The organism is Blastococcus sp. SYSU D00695, from assembly GCF_054050555.1.
The window spans coordinates 267576-287149 of sequence record NZ_JBJGZP010000001.1; the positions used below are offsets into that span (position 1 = coordinate 267576).

The window sequence follows — 19574 nt, forward strand, 5'->3', positions numbered from 1 at the left end:
CCCGAGTGAGGAAGCGCGCGTGTTCGTCCTGCTCTCCACCAGCGACACCGACCTGCTCTCGGCCCGGGCCAGCGGCGCGCCGTGGCGGCTGGGCAACCCGGTCCGGCTCGGCGGGGAGGGGATCGCGGCGCTCGTCGAGGGCGCGCAGCTCGTCGTCGTCCGGATCCTCGGCGTGCGCCGCCAGTACGAGGAGATGCTCGCGCCGCTGCTGGCCGGGCCCGCCCCGGTCGTCGTCCTCGGCGGGGAGCAGGTGCCCGACGCCGAGCTGATGGAGCTGTCCACCGTGCCGATGGGCGTGGCCACCGAGGCGCACGGCTACCTCGCGCAGGGCGGCCCGGACAACCTCGTCCAGCTGCACCGCTTCCTGTCCGACACCGTGCTGCTGACCGGCGAGGGCTTCGAGCCGCCGTCGGTGGCGCCGGAGTGGGGCGTTCTGGAGCGGAAGTCCACCGGCGCGGGTCCCCGGATCGCCGTCCTCTACTACCGGGCCCACCACCTGGCCGGGAACACGGCGTTCGTCGAGGAGCTGTGCACCGCGATCGAGGCGGCCGGCGGCTCGGCGCTGCCGGTGTTCGTCAGCTCGCTGCGCAGCGTCCCCGACGAGCTGCTCGACGTGCTGCGCGGCGCCGACGCCATGGTGGTGACCGTGCTCGCCGCCGGCGGCGCCCGCCCGGCGACCGCGCAGGCCGGCGGGGACGACGGCGCGTGGGACGTGGGCCAGCTGGCCTCGCTCGACGTCCCGGTGGTCCAGGGGCTGTGCCTGACCCGGTCGCGGGAGGAGTGGCTGGCCGACGACGACGGGCTCTCCCCGCTCGACGTCGGCAACCAGGTGGCCATCCCCGAGTTCGACGGCCGGCTGATCAGCGTGCCGTTCTCCTTCAAGGAGACCGACGCCGACGGCCTGACCTCCTACGTCGCCGACCCCGAGCGGGCGGCCCGGGTCGCCGGCACCGCGGTCGCGCACGCCCGGCTGCGGCACACGCCGCCGGCCGAGCGGCGGATCGTCGTGATGCTGTCGGCCTACCCGACCAAGCACGCCCGGATCGGCAACGCCGTCGGCCTGGACACCCCCGCGTCGGTGGTGCGGCTGCTGGCCGCGATGTCCGGCGCCGGCTACGACATCGGCCCGTTCGACGGGCCCGGGGCGCTGCCCGGGCTCGCGGAGCTGGACGGCGACGCGCTGGTGCACGCGCTGATCGCCGCCGGCGGGCAGGACGCCGACTGGCTGACCGCCGAGCAGCTGTCGGGCCAGCCGGTGCGGATCGCCGCCGCGGAGTACCGGGCCTTCTTCGCGACGCTGCCCGAGGACCTGCGCGAGGCGATGGTCGAGCACTGGGGGCAGCCGCCGGGCTCGCTGTTCGTCGACGAGACCGACGACTCGATCGTCTTCGCGGCCCTGCGGGCGGGCAACGTCGTCGTCATGGTGCAGCCGCCGCGCGGCTTCGGCGAGAACCCCATCGCGATCTACCACGACCCGGACCTGCCGCCGTCGCACCACTACCTGGCCGCCTACTGGTGGCTGCGGTCGGTGTTCGGCGCGCACGCGCTGGTGCACGTCGGCAAGCACGGCAACATGGAGTGGCTGCCCGGCAAGACCGTCGGCCTGTCGGCCTCGTGCGCGCCGGACGCCGCGATCGGCGACCTGCCGCTGGTCTATCCGTTCCTCGTCAACGACCCGGGGGAGGGCTCGCAGGCCAAGCGCCGCGCGCACGCCACCCTGGTCGACCACATGGTGCCGCCGATGGCCCGGGCCGACACCTACGGCGACATCGCCCGGCTGGAGCAGCTGCTCGACGAGCACGCCAACGTCGCGGCGATGGACCCGGCGAAGCTGCCGGCGGTGCGCGCGCAGATCTGGACGCTGCTGCAGGCGGCCAAGCTGGACTCCGACCTGGGGCTGAACGAGCGCCCGGCCGACGAGCACTTCGACGAAATGATCCTGCACGTCGACGGGTGGCTCTGCGAGATCAAGGACTCCCAGATCCGCGACGGCCTGCACGTGCTCGGCTCGCCGCCCGAGGGCGACGACCGGGTCGGGCTGGTGCTGGCCATGCTGCGGGCGCGCCAGATCTGGGGCGGATCCGTCGCGCTGCCGGGCCTGCGGGAGGCGCTGGGGCTGACCGAGGACGGGTCCGCCGGGCTGCGCGCGACCGATGCCGTCGAGGAGCTGGCGACGGCGCTGGTCACGGGCATGGAGTCGGCGGGCTGGACGGCGGACGCGGTGCCGGCCGTGGTGCGCGACGTGCTGGACGGGGTCGACGGCGTCGACGCGGACGCGGTCGCCGCGGTGCTGCGGTTCGCCGTCGACGAGGTCGTGCCGCGGCTGGCCCGCACCACCGACGAGCTCGACGCCACCCTGCACGCCCTCGACGGCGGGTACGTGCCGGCCGGCCCGTCGGGCTCGCCGCTGCGCGGGCTGGTCAACGTGCTGCCGACCGGCCGGAACTTCTACTCCGTCGACCCGCGCGCGGTGCCCTCCCGGCTGGCCTGGGAGACCGGCCAGGCGATGGCCGAGTCGCTGGTCGCCCGCTACCTGGCCGACACCGGCGAGTACCCGCGCTCGGTGGGCCTGTCGGTGTGGGGCACCTCGGCGATGCGCACCTCCGGGGACGACGTGGCCGAGGTGCTGGCGCTGCTCGGCGTCCGCCCGGTCTGGGACGACGCCTCCCGCCGGGTGACCGGTCTCGAGCCGATCCCGCTCGACGAGCTGGGCCGCCCGCGGATCGACGTCACCGTGCGGATCAGCGGCTTCTTCCGGGACGCCTTCCCGCACGTGGTGACGATGCTGGACGACGCGGTGACGCTGGCGGCGGGCCTCGACGAGTCGCCCGAGCGCAACCACGTCCGCGCGCACGTCGACGCCGATCTCGCGGTCCACGGCGACCGGCGGCGGGCGACCACCCGCGTGTTCGGCTCCAAGCCCGGCGCCTACGGGGCGGGGCTGCTGCCGCTGATCGACAGCCGGGACTGGCGCGGGGACGCCGACCTCGCCGAGGTGTACGCGGTGTGGGGCGGCTACGCCTACGGCCGCGGGCTGGACGGCGTGCAGGCGCGGCCGGACATGGAGGCGGCGTACCGGCGGATCGCGGTGGCGGCGAAGAACGTCGACACCCGCGAGCACGACATCGCCGACTCCGACGACTACTTCCAGTACCACGGCGGGATGGTCGCCACGGTGCGCGCGCTGACCGGGTCCGCGCCGCGGGCCTACATCGGCGACTCGACGCGGCCGGAGGCGGTGCGCACCCGCTCGCTGGGGGAGGAGACCGCACGGGTCTTCCGGGCCCGGGTGGTCAACCCCAAGTGGCTGGCGGCCATGCGCCGGCACGGCTACAAGGGCGCGTTCGAGCTCGCGGCGACCGTGGACTACCTGTTCGGCTACGACGCCACGACCGGCGTCGTCGACGACTGGATGTACGAGAAGCTCACCCAGACCTACGTGCTCGACCCCGAGCAGCGGGAGTTCTTCGAGACGTCCAACCCGTGGGCGCTGCACGGCATCGCCGAGCGGCTGCTGGAGGCCGTCGACCGGGGCCTGTGGGCGCAGCCGGACCCGGCGCTGCTGGCCGAGCTGCGGCAGGCGTACCTGGACACCGAGGGCGACCTCGAGGGCGGCGAGACGCCGGCGCAGCAGGGGTCGCCCGCCTGATGCAGGAGGGCCGATGAGGGGTTCCCCGGACCCGTCGTCGGGTACCCGTGGGCGATGAGCATCCTCAACCGACTGATGGGCACGGCAGAGTCGACGGCGCGGGGGGCGGCGCGTGGCGCGGCCCGTGGCGGCCGCGCGAGCACCCGCCCCACCCGGGGCACGGGCCGCTCGGCCGGGACGACCACCGGCCGCCGGATGGGCCGCGGGCGCGCGGCGGCACCGGCGCCCGCCGGGGGTCTCGGCGGGCTGGTGAACAGCCTCCTGCGCCGGCACTGAGCAAGGCCCCCCCTGCCCCCGGCACTCGCAGGCTCGCGCCGGGTCCCTGCAGGGGGGCCGTCAGCCGAGGGCGGCGGCGACCAGCAGGACGGTCGTCGCCGCCACCTCGCCCATCGCCCCCATCACGTCCCCGTTCACCCCGCCGAGCCGCCGGGCCGCCCGCGCCCGCAGCGCCTCGGCGGCGACCAGGCCCGCCGCGGCCGCGGCCAGCAGCCGCACCGCGTCCGCCGGCCCGCCGGCCGCCCACGCCGCGCCCCCGGCCAGCGCGGCCACCACGACCAGCCAGCCGGCCAGCCAGGACCGGGACACCGTGCCGGCCACCGCGCGCCCCAGCGACGAGCCCTCCGCCGTGGGCACGCCCGGCAGCCCGGTGCGGGTCATCGCCAGGCGGGCCACGACGACCGCCGTCCACACCGCCGGCCAGCCGCCGGTGGCCAGCAGCGCCGCGCCGGTGGCGACCTGCAGCAGCAGGACCAGCACCAGGGTGAGGACGCCGAACGGGCCGACGTCGCCCTGCCTCATCACCTGCAGCGCGCGCTCGCGCCCACGCAGCGGGCCCAGCCCGTCGGCGGTGTCGGCCAGGCCGTCCAGATGCAGGCCGCGGGTGAGCGCGGCCCCGAGCGCGACGGCGAGCACGGCGCCGGTCAGGGGCGAGACCAGGTGGGTGCCCGCGACGCCGACCCCGGCGGCGAGCCCGCCCAGCACCAGCCCGACCAGCGGTGCCCACGGCAGCACGCCGCGGGCCGAGGCCGCCGCCCCGGCCGGCACCCGCAGCACGGTGAGCAGCGCGGCGGACTCCAGCGGCCCGGTCCACCTCATCGCAGGCGCTGGGGCAGGCCGGCCACGACGAACCACACCTCGTCGGCGGTGGCCGCCAGCCGCTGGTTCACCGCGCCCAGGGTGTCCCGGAACAGCCGCCCGGACCGGGTCTCGGGGACCACGCCGAGGCCCACCTCGTCGCTGACGGCCACCACGTGCGCCGGCGTCGTGGCCCACGCCTCGACGAGCGCGTCGCAGCCGCGGGCCAGCCGCCCGGCCGACCCCGGCTCGTCGGTCCACACGCCGGCCTCGTCCATCAGGGCGGCCACCCAGGTGGTGACGCTGTCGACCAGGACGGTGCCCGGACGCACGAGGTCGGCGGGCGCGGTGGTCTCCAGCGTCGTCCAGCTGCCGGGACGCCGGGCGCGGTGCGCGGCGATCCGCTCGGCCCACTCGGCGTCGCCGGGCACCGGCGCCGACGCCGCCAGGTAGACGACGCCGGGCCGGCCGGCGACCAGCGACTCCGCGTGCGCGGACTTCCCGGAGCGGGAGCCGCCGAGCACCAGCACCCGGCTCACCGGCAGATCTCCAGGCGGGTCACGGTGCCGTTGTGCGGGGTCACCGCCGGCATCGCGTCGGGGCCGAGGCCCGCGGCGACCGCCTGCGCGGCACGGATCGTGTCGCCGTGCGTCACCAGCGCGACGAGCTCCGCCGGCCGCTCCGCGCACAGGTGGTCCAGGTAGGCCGCGACCCGGGCGTGCAGCTCGGCGAGGCTCTCCCCGCCCTCGGCCGCCCAGTGCGGATCGGTCCAGTCCACGACGTCCCACAGCTCCCGGCTCGGCCGGCCCTCGAGCACGCCGTAGCCCTGCTCGCGCAGGGCGGGGGTCGTCCGCAGCGGGAGCCCGGTGGCGCGCGCGCAGTGCTCCGCGGTCTGCACGGCGCGGCGCAGGTCGCTGGAGACCAGGACGCCGGGCTGCAGCTCCGCCAGCTCGCGGGCGGCCGAGGCGGCCTGGGCGTGCCCGAGCTCGGTGAGCGGGACGTCGGCGGTCTGGCCCTGCATCAGGCCGGCGGCGTTCCACTCGCTCTGCCCGTGGCGGACGAGCAGGAGGGTGAGGGGTCGCATGGCAGGCGGGAGCCTAGGCCGCGGCTGGTGCGCCCCTCGCCGCGGGCCCGTCCGGCTCCCCGCCCGCCGCCCACCCCGGGACCGCCGGCCGACGGGCACCGCACCGCCGGTCGCGGCACTCGCGTCCTGCCCGCCGGGCCGCGGGACGAGGCCGGTTCCGTGCGCCGCCGCGGCCGCCTCGTACCGTCGTCGCCGTGACCATCCCCGTCCGCCCCGGCGCCGCGTCCCCCCGTCCCGGTGCGCCCGACCCGCTGGCCCCGCTGCTGGAGCTGCCCGGGGTCCGCGACGCCGCCGAGGAGGCCCGGTCGGCGATCGACCGGCTGCTGCGGCACCGGCTCATGCGCAACCGGTCGGCGGAGGTCAGCGCCGAGTCCGCGCTCCGCGGTGCGCGCGCCTCCGCCGCGCTCGAGGGGGTAGACGTCCCGCTGGCCGAGCTCCGCGCGGGCGAGGTCGACGACCCGGTGGTGCAGGGGGCGCTGCGCGCCTCGCTCGCGCTGGGCTCGCTGGTGGACACCTGGTCGCGGGCACCGGGCCAGGTGCTCGCCCGGCTGCACGTGCTGGCCGCCGCCGATCTGGCCGACCGCACCGACCTGGGGCGCCCCGGTCCGCACGCGGGGCCCCGGCTGACGGGGCTGTTCACGGTCGTCACGGGGACGAGCACGGTGCCCGCCGTCCTCGTCGCCGGACTGGTGCACGGCGAGCTGGCGGCGCTGGCGCCCTTCGGCACCGCGAACGGCGTCGTCGCCCGGGCCGCGGGCCGGCTCACCGGCATCGCCCGCGGGCTGGACCCCAAGGCCGTCTCCGTGCCGGAGGTCGGCTTCGCCGAGTTCGGCCGGGCCGCCTACGACGAGGCGCTGGCCGGCTACGCCGCCGGGACCCCCGAGGGCCTGGCCGGGTGGCTCGTGCACTGCTGCCGGGCGACCGGGTACGGCGCGGTCGAGGGCCTGGCGGTCGCGGAGGCCATCCTCCGCGGCTGACGGCGCCTCGCGGGCGGCGCGGCGGCGCGGCGCCGCGGCGCCGCGCAGGCTGCGCGGCGGCGGCGCTACGCCGCTCAGGCCCCGCGGCGGCGGCGCCGGCCGGTGGCCGGGACCGGTGTCTCCGGGGCGCCGGCCAGCGTGCGCAGGGAGCGGCGGCGGGCGTACCAGGCCAGGCCCACGACCGCCGCGCCCACCCCCATCGCGGCACCGGTGACGACGGGGGCCGCCGGCACGGTGGAGCGCGACCGCATCGACACCGGCCGGCTGAACTCGCGCACCGGCCAGCTGTGCTCGGCGGCGGCCCGGCGCAGCCCCCGGTCCGGGTTGACCGCGGTGGGATGGCCGACGGCCGAGAGCATCGGGAGGTCGGTGACGGAGTCGCTGTAGGCGAAGCAGTCGGCCAGGTCGTAGCCGCCCTCGGCCGCGAGCGCGCGCATCGCGGCCGCCTTGTTCTCCCCGTAGGCGTAGAAGTCGATCTCGCCGGTGTAGCGCCCGTCCTCGACGACCATGCGGGTGGCGACCACCCGGTCGGCCCCGAGCATCTCGCCGATCGGCTCGACCATCTCCGCGCCGCTGCTGGAGACGATGACGACCTCCCGCCCCGCGGCCCGGTGCTCCTCGACGAGGTCGGCCGCCTCCGCGTACACCAGCGGGTCGACGATCTCGTGCAGCGTCTCCCGGACGATGTCGTGCACCGTCGCGACGTCCCACCCGGTGCACATGCGGGTGATCTGCGCCCGCATCCGCTCCATCTGGGCGGCGTCGGCGCCGGCCAGGGAGAAGACGAACTGGGCGTAGGCGCCCTTCAGCACGGTGCGCCGGTTGATCAGGCCGCCCTCGAAGAAGGGCCGCCCGAAGGCCAGGGCGCTGGACTTGGCGATGATCGTCTTGTCCAGGTCGAAGAACGCCGCTGAGCGGGTCACGGTTCACGACTGTAAGGGGACTCCCCGGGTGTGACGGGGCTCGCTGGCCCGTCCACACCCGATCGGGTCGTCCACAGATCCCACCGGCCCCTCGCGCCCCCGGCCTGCGGGGTCGTGGGGTGGCGGGGTGCCCACCGCCGTTCCCGACACCGCCCACCCCGCCCGGCCCCTCCTCGTCAGCGGGGACGACGACCTGCTCGACGAGGCCCTGCGCCTGCTCGCCGCGGCCGGCGCCGAACCGGAGGTCGCCACCACCGGGCCGGCGCTGCGGCGCGCGCACCGCGAGGCGCCCCTGGTCCTGCTCGGCGCCGACGTGCTGGCCAGTGGCCCGGTCCGGGTCCTGCCCCGCCGTCCCGGGGTCGTCGTCCTCGCCCGCGGGGAGCTGCCGGCGGCCGGCTGGGCCGCCGCGGTGGAGCTGGGCGCCGAGCGGGTGGCGGTGCTCCCCACCGACGAGGCGTGGGTGCTGCAACGGGCCGGGGCCGCGCTGCGCGATCCGGTGGAGCGCGGCGGGCTGGTCGCCGTCGGCGGCGCCTGCGGCGGGGCCGGGGCCAGCACGCTGGCGGCCGCGGTCGCCCTCACCGCCGCCGCGGCCGGCCGGGGCGCGCTGCTGGTCGACGGCGACCCCTCCGGCGGCGGGCTGGACCTGCTGCTCGGGGCCGAGACCCACGAGGGGCTGCGCTGGCCGGACCTGCACGGGCTGCGGGGGAGGGTCTCGGGCGAGGCGGTGCTCGCGGCGCTGCCCTCGGTGGCCGGGGTCGGTGTGCTCGCCGCCTCCCGCTCGGCGCCGGGGGCGCCGCCGCCCGAGGCCGTGACCGCGGTGGTGGAGGCCGGCCGGTCCGGCGGCTGGCCGGTGGTCGTCGACCTGCCGCGGGGGCCCGTCCCCGGCGTCGAGGCGGTCCTCGCCGAGGCCGACCTCGCCGTCCTCGTGGTGCCGGCGCGGGTCCGCGCCGCGTGTGCGGCCCGGGCGCTGGTCGACGGCGACGGCGCAGCGGACTCCCCGTGGGCGCGGGCCCGGCTGGTCGTGCGGCGGGTGCCGGGCGGGCTGGCCGCGGCCGAGGTCGCCGACGTCGTCGGCCGGCCGCTGGTCGCCGTCCTCGGCCACGACCGGTCCGCCGTCGCCCGCAGCGAGCGCGGGGTGCCGCCCCCGACCGGCCCGCGGACGCCGTGGGGCGCCGCCGCGCGGGCGGTGCTCGGCGCGCTCCCGCCGCCGGGCGAGGCGCCGTGACCGGGACACCGCTGGTCGAGCGCGTGCGCGCCCGGCTGGCCACCGGTCCCGGTGCGCCGACCGGCCCGGCGGTGGCCGCGCTGGTGCGGGAGGAGGCCGGCAGCCTGGCCGGCGACACGACCGTGCTGTCCGCCGTCCGCGCCGCGGTCGACGAGCTCGCCGGCGCCGGGCCGCTGGAGGAGCTGCTGCGGGCACCGGGCACCAGCGACGTCCTGGTCAACGGCCCGGACGAGGTGTGGGTCGACCGCGGCGCCGGCCTGGAGCGGGCCCCCGTGCGCTTCCCCGACGACGAGGCGGTGCGCCGGCTGGCGGTCCGGCTCGCCGCGGCGGCCGGGCGCCGCCTGGACGACGCCGCTCCCTGGGTCGACGCCGGCCTGCCCGACGGCACCCGCCTGCACGCGGTGCTCGCGCCGGTGTCCGCGCGCGGGACGTGCCTGTCCCTGCGGGTGCTCCGCCGGTGCGCCCTCGGCCTCGGCGACCTCGCCGACCGGGGCACGCTGCCGGGGGAGTCCGGGGTGCTGCTGCGGGCGGTCGTCGCCGCGCGCCTGGCCTTCCTCGTCACCGGCGGGACCGGTTCCGGCAAGACCACCCTGCTGTCGGCCCTGCTCGGCCTGGTGGACCCGGGTGAGCGCATCGTCGTCTGCGAGGACGCCCCCGAGCTGACGCCCGACCACCCGCACGTGGTCGGGCTGGTCACCCGCCCGGCCAACGTGGAGGGGGTCGGGGCGGTGGGGCTGCGCGACCTGGTCCGCCAGGCCCTGCGGATGCGCCCGGACCGGCTCGTGGTCGGCGAGGTCCGCGGCGCGGAGGTGACCGACCTGCTGGCCGCGCTCAACACCGGCCACGACGGCGGCTGCGGCACCCTGCACGCCAACCGCTCGGCCGAGGTGCCGGCGCGGCTGGAGGCGCTCGGGGTCGCCGCTGGGCTGGACCGCGCGGCGGTGCACAGCCAGGCCGCCGCCGCGCTGTCGGTGGTGGTGCACCTGCGGCGTGCCGCCGGGGTGCGGCGGGTGGCGGAGCTGGGCGTCGTCCGCCGGGTGTCCGACCTCGTCGTCGTCCAGCCGGCATGGCGGGCCGACGGCGGCCCCTGTCCCGGCCGTGCGGTGCTCGACGACCTGCTGGCCGGCGGTGCCGGGTGACCCCGGGCGCCGCGGCCGCGCTGCTGCTCCTGGCCGCGGCCCTGCTCCTGTGGCCGGCCGGCCGGGGCGTCCCGAGGCCGGGGGACCGCGGGTGGGGTGCGGGGCCCGAGCGGTGGCGCTCGCGACTGCCGGTCCCGGCGGTCGCCGCGCTGCTGGCGGGCCTGGGCGCCGGGATCGTGAGCACCCCGCTCGTGGCGGCGCTGGCCGCGGCCGTCGCCGGCGGTGCCGCCGTGGCGCGGCAGCGCGCCCGGCGGGCCGGCGCCGAGGAGGACCGCGTGGCCGCGCTGGCCGAGGCGCTGGGGGCCCTCGTCGCCGAGCTGCGCAGCGGGCGCCCGCTCGACGACGCGGCCGTCGCCGCCGGCGCCGGCTGCGGCGACCCCGCCGCCGCGGAGGTGCTGCTCCGCGCGGTGCGGGCCCCCGGGTCGCTGCCCGTGGCCGGCGCCGGCGCCGGGGTGTGGGACGCCGCGGTGGCCCGGCTGGCCGCGGCCGTGCGGCTGAGCCTCCGCACCGGGTGCTCTCTCGCGGCGGTGGCGGCAGCGGTCGAGGACGACCTGCGGGCCCGGCGGCGGCACCGGCTGGAGCTGCGTTCCGCGCTCGCCGGCCCGCGCGCCAGCGCCGGGCTGCTCGCCGGCCTGCCGCTGCTCGCCCTGCTGATGGGCGGCGGGGTCGGCGCCGACCCGTGGGCGGTCCTGACGACCACCGGCACCGGGCAGGTGCTGCTGGTCCTCGGGGTCGGGCTGGAGGCCGCGGGTCTGGCCTGGACCGGTCGCCTGGTGCGCCGGGTGGCACGGTGACCCTGCCCGATCCGGTCCCGGTGGCCTGCCTGCTCGCCGCGGCGGCCCTGCTCCTCTGGTCCGCCCCGCCCGGCCGCGCGCGGGCACGGGCGCTGGCTCGGTCCCGCTCCCCGGCGCCGGCCGCCGAGGCCTCCGCGCGGGGACGGCCGGGTGGCCCGCGGCGCCGGGTGCTGCTGGCCGCGGTGGGGGGCGCCGGTGCGGCACTGCTCCTCGGCGGGACGGTGGGGGTTGTCGCCGGTCTCGGCGCCGCCGTCGTCGTCGACCGGCTGCTGCGCCGCGCGGCTGCCACCGAGGACCGGGCCACGGAGGCGGCGGCCGCCGAGGAGCTGCCGGTCGCCTGCGACCTGCTCGCGGTCTGCCTCGCCGCGGGGCTCCCGCCGGCCGGGGCGCTCGGGGCCGTCGCCGCGGTCCTGCCGGGTCCGCTGGGGGAGGAGCTGGCGGCGGTCGCGGCCCGCTCCCGGCTGGGCTCGGCGGCGCGCGCGGCCTGGTCGGGTACGTCCCCCGAGGCGGCGGGCCTGGGCCGGGTGCTGGCCCGCGCCGGGGAGTCGGGCTCCACCGTGGTCGCCGCCCTCCAGGCCCTCGCCGTCGACACCCGCGCCGCCCAGCGCGCCCGCACCGAGGCCCGGGTGCGCTCGGCGGGCGTCTGGGTGCTGGCTCCGCTGGGCGCGTGCTTCCTGCCGGCCTTCGTCTGCCTCGGCGTCGCTCCCGTGGTGCTGGGCATCGCCGCCGACGTGCTGCCGTGACCGTCCCGGTCCACAGACCCCGGCGCTCTCCACAGATCCCGCCGGCCGGTGGATCGCCGTCCCGGCCGCCGCGAGGGTCGACGCAGCGGCCCGGACGGCGGGCCCCCAGCCAGGAGGTCCCCATGACCGCAGCGCAGCAGCCCACCGCCCCCGAGCCCGCGGGAGGCGGCCCGGCGGCCGACGCCGGCGGCGGCCCCGCCCGGCGGCCGCCGGGTCGCCTCGCCCGCCGCTGGGCCCGGCTGGTCGAGGAGCCCGAGGCCGGCATGAGCACCGCGGAGTACGCCGTCGGCACCATCGCCGCCTGCGCCTTCGCGGCGGTCCTCTACAAGGTCGTGACCGGCGGGTCCATCGTCACGGCGCTGGGTGACCTCGTCAGCTCCGCGCTCGCCACGCTCTCCTGACCGTGCGCGTCCGGTCACCGGCGCGGTGCCGCTCCGGCCGCGAGGCCGGCATGGTCACCGCCGAGACGGCGGTCGTGCTGCCGGTCCTGCTGCTGGTGCTGGCCGGTGCCGTCGCGGCGGTCACGGTCGTGGGTGCCCACCTGCGCTGCCTCGACGCGGCCCGCGAGGGAGCCCGGGCGGCTGCCCGGGGCGACGACGCGGCCGCGGTGCGGGTGGTGGCCGCGGCGGCCGCTCCCGACGGGGCGACCACAGCGGTCGAGACGGACGGCGACCGGGTCCGCGTCACGGTCAGTGCCGACGTCTCACCGCTGGGCCCCCTGCCGCTGACGGTCACCGTGCGCGCGACCGCGGTCGCGGAGCTGGAGCCGGGCGTGCTCCCGGCCGGCGAGGCGGGGGCGGGAGGAGGGCGCGGGTGAGGAGGGTGGTGGCCGCGGTCCGCGACGAGCGGGGGTCGGCGACCGTGTGGGTGGTCGCGCTCAGCGGGGTCCTCGCCGCGGTCGGGCTGGCCGCCGTGCTGGTCGGGACGGCGGTGGCAGCCCGGCACCGCGCGACGGCGGCCGCCGACCTGGCCGCGCTCGCCGGCGCGGGGCGCGCGGTGGTCGGTGACGTCTCGGCGTGCGCCATCGCCGGCGAGGTCGCGGAGGCCAACGGGGCGGTGCTGCGCGACTGCGCCGTCGGAGCGGGCTCGGTGGTGTCGGTGCGGGTGGAGGTCCCCGTGCGGCTGGGGCCGCTCGGGGTCCGCTCCGCCACCGCCCGGGCGCGCGCCGGCCCGGCCGAGCCGGACGCGGGAGCGGCGGGGCCGACCGGGGTCGGGGCGGCTCCAGAGAGAACCGCTCCGGAGGACGCGCCCTCAGAAGACCAGGTCGTCGTCACCGGCGGTCGCGGCCGGGACCGCGACGGACGCCCGGTGCCGGGACCCGTCCTCCGGGTCGCCGGCGGGGTGGGCGCGCTCGACCTGCCCGACGGGTCCCGGCTCGACCGGCCCGACGGCGGCCGCCGGCACCTCCCGCCCGTCGGGGGTCGCGGGCTCGATCCGGTCGTCGTCGTCGGCGGCGAGGTCGCTGCCGTGGTCGGCGACGGGCTCGCTCCGCTCCTCGGCCGCGGCGAGCTCGTCGAGGACGACGTCGAGCACCCGCACCGCGCCGGCCTTGTCCAGCGGGTCGTTGCCGTTGCCGCACTTGGGCGACTGCACGCAGGAGGGGCAGCCGCTCTCGCACTCGCAGCTGGCGATCGTCGCGCGGGTGGCCTGCAGCCACCGCCGCAGCACGGCGAACCCGCGCTCGGCGAAGCCCGCCCCGCCCGGGTGCCCGTCGTAGACGAAGATCGTCGCCGTCCCGGTGTCCGGGTGCAGCGCCGTGGAGAGGCCGCCGAGGTCCCAGCGGTCGCAGGTGGCCAGCAGCGGCAGCAGCCCGATGGCGGCGTGCTCGGCCGCGTGCAGGGCGCCCGGCAGGGTCGCGTCGTCCACCTCGGCGTGGGCGACCGCCCGCTCGTCGAGGGTCAGCCACACCGCCCGGGTGCGCAGCTGCCGGGCGGGCAGGTCCAGCGGGAACTCCGCGAGCACCTCGCCGGTGCCCAGCCGCCGGCGCTGGTAGGCCACCACCTGGTTCACCACGTCCACGACGCCGGTGTGCGCGGTGACCGTGCGCAGCCGGCGCGACCGGTCGACGTCCACCACGGACAGGTCGGTGACGTCCCGCGCCACGGTCGTCCACTCGGGGGAGTCCGCGTGCACGACCGCGCACGCGTCCTCGACGTCGTACTCGTCCACGACGAAGGTCTCGCCGCGGTGCACGTACAGCGCGCCGGTGTGCACGGTGGCGTGGGCCGCGCCCCCGTCGACGGTGCCCAGCAGCCGCCCGGTGCCGCCCTCGATGATCGACACCGGCGCGTTGCCGTCCCCGCGGATGTCCACCTCCGGCCGCCCCCGGCCGGCCCAGTACCAGCCGGTCGGGCGACGGCGCAGCAGCCCCTCGGCCACGAGCTCCTCGATCCGCGCCTCGGCGGCCGGACCGCCGAACTCGGCGAGGTCGGCAGGCACGAGGGGGAGCTCCGCGGCGGCGCAGCACAGCTGCGGACCCAGCACGTAGGGGTTCGTGGGGTCGGTGACCGTGGCCTCCACCGGCCGGCCGAAGACCGCCCGCGGGTGGTGGGCCAGGTAGTGGTCCAGCGGGTCGTCGCGGGCGACGAAGACCACCAGCGACTCCCGCTGGGCGCGGCCGGCGCGGCCCGCCTGCTGCCACAGCGACGCCAGCGTCCCCGGGTAGCCGGCCAGCACCACCGCGTCCAGCCCGGCGATGTCGATGCCCAGCTCCAGGGCGTTGGTCGTGGCCACCCCGAGCAGCTCGCCGCTGGACAGCGCCCGCTCCAGCTCGCGACGCTCCTCGGGCAGGTACCCGCCGCGGTAGGAGTCCACCCGGGCGGCCAGGTCGGCCCGTCCGCGCTCCACGAGCACCCGCCGGGCCTGGTCGGCGACGGACTCCGCGCTGCGCCGCGACCGGACGAACGCCAGCGTCCGCGCCCGGCGCTCCACCAGGTCGGCCAGCAGCGACGCCGCGTCCTGCGCGGCCGAGCGCCGCAGCGGAGCCCCCCGCTCGCCGAGCCGCTCGGTCAGCGGCGGCTCCCAGAGCGCGAAGGTCGCGCCCGGCCGGGGGGACCCGTCCTCGGTGACGGCGACGACCGGCGCCCCGACCAGCCGGCTCGCGGCGCCCGCCGGGTCGCTGACCGTGGCCGAGGCCAGCACGAACACCGGGTCGGCGCCGTAGCGGCGGCAGATCCGGCGCAGCCGGCGGAGCACGTGGCCGACGTGCGACCCGAACACGCCCCGGTAGGCGTGGCACTCGTCGACGACGACGAAGGCGACCCGGCGCAGCGTCGCCGACCACCGCTGGTGGGCCGGCAGGATCCCGCGGTGCAGCATGTCCGGGTTCGTCACGATCCACCGCGAGTGCCGGCGCACCCAGTCGCGCTCCTCGCCGGGCGTGTCGCCGTCGTAGGCCGCCGGGCGCACCGAACGCTCGGCGAGCGCGGTGACGGAGGCCAGCTGGTCCCGGGCCAGCGCCTTGGTGGGGGCCAGGTAGAGCACGCACGCCCGGTCGTCCTCGGCCAGCCGGCTCAGCGCGGGCAGCTGGTAGGCCAGCGACTTGCCCGAGGCGGTGCCGGTGGCCACCACCACCGACGTGCCGTCGTGCGCGAGCTGCGCGGCCTCGACCTGGTGCCGGTAGGGGGCGCGCACGCCCTGCTCCTCCAGCCGGTCGCGCAGCGGCGGGGCCACCCACTCCGGCCAGGGCAGCGTCCGGCTCTCCCGGACGGGCAGCCGGTGCACGTGGGTGACCGGGTGCTCCTCCTCCGGCGTCCCGGCGAGGAGGTCGTCGAGCAGTTCGGCGCCCGGAAGTGCGTCGGCGGCCGGGGAGCGCCCCTCGGTGCCGGGGTCCACGCCGGGAGGGGGAGCCGGCCGGACCGGGTGGAGCGCGGTCACCCCTCCACTGTCACACCTGCCGGCAACCCGCGGGCCGGCGCGCCGTCCGCCCGTCGGCCACCCCGTCGTCACCGGGGTCGCCCACCCGCCGCCGACCTGCGGGCCCGTCACGGTCTGGTCGCGGGACTACCGACACGCGGTGTGATCTCGCTTACACTCACGCGGCGTCCGGCCCCCGGGGACCCGCGGAGCGGACGAGACCTCCGCCGTCCGGGGCGTGTGCGTCCCGGCAGCCGCTGACCGCTGGGAGGAACCACATGCCGGAGACCGATCTGTCGGGTGGGGACGTCGCGCTGGTCGCCGTCACGCTCGCCGTGTCCCTCGCCGCTCTCGCCTTCGCCGCCTACCTGGTCCGGGCCGTCCTGGCCGCCGACCAGGGGACGACGACGATGCGGGACATCGCGCGGGCCGTCCAGGAGGGCGCGGCGGCGTACCTGCGCAGACAGTTCCGCACCCTGGCGGTATTCGCCGTCGTCGTCTTCGTGCTCCTGCTGGTGCTGCCCGTCTCCGAGGGCGGCTGGGGCACCAAGGCGGGGCGGGCGGTGTTCTTCCTGGTCGGGGCCCTGTTCTCCGCCGCCGTCGGCTTCATCGGCATGACGCTGGCCACCCGCGGCAACGTGCGGGTGGCGGCCGCGGCGCGCGGCGGCGGCTACGTGCCGGCGTTCCGGATCGCGTACCGCACCGGCGGTGTGGTCGGCATGATCACGATCGGGCTCGGGCTGTTCGGCGCCTCGCTCGCGCTGCTGTTCTTCGACGACACCGCGCCGGTCGTGCTCGAGGGCTTCGGCTTCGGCGGGGCGCTGCTGGCGATGTTCATGCGCGTGGGCGGCGGCATCTTCACCAAGGCCGCCGACGTCGGCGCGGACCTCGTCGGCAAGGTGGAGGCCGGCATCCCCGAGGACGACCCCCGCAACGCCGCCACCATCGCCGACAACGTGGGCGACAACGTCGGGGACTGCGCCGGCATGGCCGCCGACCTCTTCGAGTCCTACGCGGTCACGCTCGTGGCCGCGCTGATCCTCGGGCAGGTCTTCCTCGGCGCCGACGGGATGGTCTTCCCGCTGGTCGTCGCCGCCATCGGGGTGATCGCCTCGGTGGTCGGCGTCCTGGCCAGCAACCCCGGCCGCACCGACACCAGCGGGCTGACCCCGATCAACCGCGGGTTCTTCGCCTCGGCCGTCGTCTCGCTCGTCCTGGTCGCCGTGGCCTCGTTCACCGTGCTGCCCAGCGTGGCCGACCTCGAGGACACCGTCGTCAGCCCACAGGTGCTCGGCTTCCTGTCCGTGCTGGTCGGCATCGTGCTCGCGGCGGCCATCCAGCAGCTCACCGGCTACTTCACCGAGACCTCGCGCAAGCCCGTCCGCGACGTCGGCCGCAGCTCCCTGACCGGCCCCGCCACGGTCATCCTCTCCGGCATCTCCCTGGGCCTGGAGAGCGCGGTCTACGCGGCCCTGCTGATCGGCGGCGCCGTGTACGTGGCCTTCCTCATCGGTGGCGGCGCCGCCCTCTACGCGGTCGCGCTGGCCGGTTGCGGGCTGCTCACCACGGCCGGGGTCATCGTCTCGATGGACACCTTCGGTCCGGTCAGCGACAACGCCCAGGGCATCGCCGAGATGTCCGGCGACATCGACGACGACGGCGCCCGCGTGCTGACCGACCTCGACGCCGTCGGCAACACCACCAAGGCGATCACCAAGGGCATCGCGATCGCCACCGCCGTCCTGGCCGCCACGGCGCTGTTCGGCTCCTACAACGCCCAGGTCGGCGTCGCGCTGGCGGAGGCGGGGGCCTCCCTCGGCGACGCGTTCAGCCTGGTGAACCCGAACAACATCGTGGGTGCACTCGTGGGCGCCTCGGTCGTGTTCCTCTTCAGCGGGCTGGCCGTCAGCGCGGTGTCGCGGGCGGCCGGCCGGGTGGTGTTCGAGGTGCGGGAGCAGTTCCGCACCCGGCCCGGGATCATGGACTTCAGCGAGCGGCCGGACTACGGCGCCGTCGTCGACATCTGCACGAGGGACTCGCTGCGCGAGCTGGCCACCCCCGGCCTGCTGGCGGTGCTGGCCCCGGTGGCCGTGGGCTTCGGGCTGGGCATCGGCCCCCTCGCCGCCTACCTGGTGGGCGCCATCGCCGCCGGCACCCTGATGGCGGTGTTCCTGGCCAACTCCGGCGGCGCGTGGGACAACGCCAAGAAGATGGTCGAGGACGGCGCGCACGGCGGGAAGGGCAGCGAGGCGCACGCCGCCACCGTCATCGGCGACACCGTCGGGGACCCGTTCAAGGACACCGCCGGGCCGGCGATCAACCCGCTCATCAAGGTGATGAACCTGGTGGCGCTGCTCATCGCGCCGGCGGTGGTCAGCCTGACCGTCGGCGAGGACCAGAACACCGGCGTCCGTGCCCTCATCGCCCTCGCCGCGCTCGCGGTGGTCATCGCGGCCGTCGTGGTCTCCAAGCGGCGCTCGGTCGTCGTCGGGGGCGCCCGCACCGAGTCCGCAGGCGAGGAGCTGCGCGCCACCGTCCCGTGATCCCACGCGGGCGAGCCTGCCGCGCCGGGGTGCCCTCGGGCCCTCCGGCGCGGCGGCTGTGGACGGGGTCGGCGGCTGTGGACGGCCGCGGGCCGCCGGAGGGAGCGCAGCCCTAACGTGCCGCGGCGCCGGTCCGGACGGGCCGGCGCCGTCGCCGGGAGGTCGCCCTCGTGTCCGTACCCCTCTCCATCCAGCTGCGCGAGGTCCAGGACCTCGCCGAGGAGCTGGCCGCGCTCTCCGCCGAGCTCGCCGCCGAGGCCGGGCTGTGCCGCTCGGCGACCTACACGTTCACGTCCGCGGTCGACGGCGCCACCGCCGACGCGGCCGGGCGGCTGGGCAGCGGTTGGGCGGGGCTGGTCGACGTCGTCGCCGCGGGCACCGACGCCGTCGCCGGCACGCTGCGCGCCGCCGTCCACGAGTACCGCCTGGCCGACGCGGCGGTGTCCGACCGGCTGCTGTACCTGCGGACCGGCGGGCCGGACCGGTGAGCACCTCCGGACTGTCGTCGGTCGCCGCGTGGGAGGTCGCGCTGCTGCGCAACGCCGTCACCACCCTCGGCGACGTGGCGGACCGGCTGGTCGGCTGGCGCGCGCGGATGGAGGAGGTGGGCCGCGGCATCGGGACCGTCGTCTGGGAGGGGCCGGCCGCCGACGCCGCTGCCGCGAGCCTGGTGCACGTCTCGACGGTGGTCACCCGGGTGTCCGCCGCCCTCGCGCAGTCGCTGGCCGACGCCGAGCGGCTGGTGGCGGCGGCGGACGGTGCGGCCGAGCTGGCCCGGGCGGCGCTGGCGGCCGCGTCCGCGGCGCCGGTCGTCCTCGACGAGCAGGGGCGGCTGGGTCCGCTGCCCGAGGTCCCGCTGGACCCCTCGCTGGACCCCGCCGTGGCGCTGAGCGTGCAGTACGAGGCCCTGGTGGAGCAGGCCCGCGCCGCCGGCCGCGCGGCGGAGCTGGGCGCCGAGGCGCTGCAGGCGGCCGACCGGGCCGCGCTCGCGGCGGAGGACGCGGCTGCCGTGCTCGCCACCGTCGGCGTCGTGGGCGGGGCCGCGCCGGTGGCCTTCGACGACCTCCTGACGATCGTCGGCCTGGAGGGCACACCGCCCCTGGTGGCGCCACCGGGTGGACCGGAGCCCGTGGCCCGGTGGTGGGCGGCGCTGTCGGAGGAGCAGCGGGAGGCGTGGATCGACCGCTCGCCGGGGTTCGTCGGGAGCACCGCCGGGGTGCCGGCGTGGGCGCGGGACCGGGCCAACCGGCTGCTGATGCACGACGTGCTGATGGAGCCCGGGACCCCCGGCCACGAGGTCGCCCTCGCCACCAGCACCGAGCTCCTCGCCCGGGAGGACGCGGGGGAGGAGGTCCAGCTCTACGAGTTCGACGCCGCCAACGGCATGGTCGCGCTGGGGCTGGGCGACCTGGACACCGCCGACGACATCGGCGTGCTCGTCCCGGGCACGGCCACGACCGTGACCGACGACCTGGACGCGGTGGCCGACGACGCGGCCACCGTCGCCGCGGCGGCGCTCGCCGCCGCGCCGGCCGCCCCGCGCGCCCCCAGCCCCCCGACGCGCCGAC

General features: G+C 78.0%; 16 protein-coding genes and 1 pseudogene. 12 read left to right on the forward strand and 5 right to left on the reverse strand.

Annotation, left to right across the window (positions count from 1 at the left end; genetic code table 11):
• The first annotated feature begins 19 nt into the window (after positions 1-19).
• A complete protein-coding gene (cobN, locus tag ACI781_RS01430) occupies positions 20-3649 on the forward strand; it encodes a cobaltochelatase subunit CobN (protein WP_456564283.1) in 3630 nt (1209 codons plus the stop codon).
• Positions 3650-3985: 336 nt separating this feature from the next.
• On the opposite strand, the gene ACI781_RS01435 is transcribed toward cobN, so the two are convergent.
• From ACI781_RS01435 to ACI781_RS01445, 3 genes are read right to left on the reverse strand one after another with little or no spacing between them, the layout of a single operon-like run.
• Entirely contained in the window at positions 3986-4744 is a 759-nt protein-coding gene (locus tag ACI781_RS01435; protein ID WP_456564284.1) for an adenosylcobinamide-GDP ribazoletransferase, read from the reverse strand.
• The gene (gene cobU / locus ACI781_RS01440; RefSeq protein WP_456564285.1) at positions 4741-5262 is read right to left on the reverse strand and encodes a bifunctional adenosylcobinamide kinase/adenosylcobinamide-phosphate guanylyltransferase; all 522 of its coding nucleotides are present in this window, start codon (positions 5260-5262) and stop codon (positions 4741-4743) included. The genes ACI781_RS01435 and cobU overlap by 4 nt, the downstream gene beginning before the upstream one ends.
• Positions 5259-5807 carry a histidine phosphatase family protein gene (locus ACI781_RS01445; protein ID WP_456564286.1) on the reverse strand — a complete coding sequence of 183 codons (549 nt, stop codon included), beginning with the start codon at positions 5805-5807 and terminating at the stop codon, positions 5259-5261. Before ACI781_RS01445 ends, cobU begins: the two co-directional genes overlap by 4 nt.
• 194 nt (positions 5808-6001) lie before the next feature.
• Between ACI781_RS01445 and ACI781_RS01450 the strand changes: the two genes are divergently transcribed.
• Positions 6002-6784, forward strand: a complete 783-nt coding sequence (locus tag ACI781_RS01450) for an oxidoreductase (RefSeq protein WP_456564287.1) — start codon at positions 6002-6004, stop codon at positions 6782-6784.
• A gap of 74 nt (positions 6785-6858) precedes the next feature.
• On the opposite strand, the gene ACI781_RS01455 is transcribed toward ACI781_RS01450, so the two are convergent.
• Positions 6859-7707 (reverse strand): HAD family hydrolase, encoded by an 849-nt coding sequence (locus ACI781_RS01455; protein WP_456564288.1) that lies wholly within the window; start codon positions 7705-7707, stop codon positions 6859-6861.
• Positions 7708-7834: 127 nt separating this feature from the next.
• Here ACI781_RS01455 and ssd point away from each other — a divergent pair, with 127 nt between their 5' ends.
• The 7 genes and pseudogenes from ssd to ACI781_RS01490 all read left to right on the forward strand — a co-directional run.
• Positions 7835-8932, forward strand: coding sequence for a septum site-determining protein Ssd (gene ssd, locus ACI781_RS01460; RefSeq protein ID WP_456564289.1), 1098 nt, complete (start codon positions 7835-7837; stop codon positions 8930-8932).
• Positions 8929-10071 (forward strand): TadA family conjugal transfer-associated ATPase, encoded by a 1143-nt coding sequence (locus ACI781_RS01465; protein ID WP_456564290.1) that lies wholly within the window; start codon positions 8929-8931, stop codon positions 10069-10071. The genes ssd and ACI781_RS01465 overlap by 4 nt, the downstream gene beginning before the upstream one ends.
• Positions 10068-10865 (forward strand): type II secretion system F family protein, encoded by a 798-nt coding sequence (locus ACI781_RS01470; protein WP_456564291.1) that lies wholly within the window; start codon positions 10068-10070, stop codon positions 10863-10865. Before ACI781_RS01465 ends, ACI781_RS01470 begins: the two co-directional genes overlap by 4 nt.
• On the forward strand, positions 10862-11608 hold the full coding sequence (locus ACI781_RS01475) for a type II secretion system F family protein (protein WP_456564292.1): 747 nt from the start codon (positions 10862-10864) through the stop codon (positions 11606-11608). The genes ACI781_RS01470 and ACI781_RS01475 overlap by 4 nt, the downstream gene beginning before the upstream one ends.
• 122 nt (positions 11609-11730) lie before the next feature.
• On the forward strand, positions 11731-12009 hold the full coding sequence (locus ACI781_RS01480; protein ID WP_456564293.1) for a DUF4244 domain-containing protein: 279 nt from the start codon (positions 11731-11733) through the stop codon (positions 12007-12009).
• 2 nt (positions 12010-12011) lie between these two features.
• Positions 12012-12425: a TadE family type IV pilus minor pilin gene (locus tag ACI781_RS01485; protein ID WP_456564294.1), complete on the forward strand. Its 414-nt coding sequence runs from the start codon at positions 12012-12014 to the stop codon at positions 12423-12425.
• An 8-nt stretch (positions 12426-12433) separates the two neighbouring features.
• Positions 12434-12769 (forward strand): annotated as a pseudogene (locus tag ACI781_RS01490) (Rv3654c family TadE-like protein); the annotation flags it as partial.
• A gap of 90 nt (positions 12770-12859) precedes the next feature.
• Here the strand turns inward: ACI781_RS01490 and ACI781_RS01495 are convergent.
• Positions 12860-15484: a DEAD/DEAH box helicase gene (locus tag ACI781_RS01495; protein ID WP_456564295.1), complete on the reverse strand. Its 2625-nt coding sequence runs from the start codon at positions 15482-15484 to the stop codon at positions 12860-12862.
• Between the two features lie 257 nt (positions 15485-15741).
• Between ACI781_RS01495 and ACI781_RS01500 the strand changes: the two genes are divergently transcribed.
• The 3 genes from ACI781_RS01500 to ACI781_RS01510 form a co-directional block, all read left to right on the forward strand.
• Complete coding sequence (locus tag ACI781_RS01500) at positions 15742-18006, forward strand: sodium-translocating pyrophosphatase (RefSeq protein WP_456564296.1); 2265 nt, start codon at positions 15742-15744, stop codon at positions 18004-18006.
• A gap of 170 nt (positions 18007-18176) precedes the next feature.
• Positions 18177-18494, forward strand: a complete 318-nt coding sequence (locus ACI781_RS01505; RefSeq protein WP_456564297.1) for a hypothetical protein — start codon at positions 18177-18179, stop codon at positions 18492-18494.
• Positions 18491-19574: alpha/beta hydrolase (locus tag ACI781_RS01510; RefSeq protein WP_456564298.1), on the forward strand; the 1084-nt coding region annotated here is incomplete at its 3' end. The genes ACI781_RS01505 and ACI781_RS01510, both read left to right, overlap by 4 nt.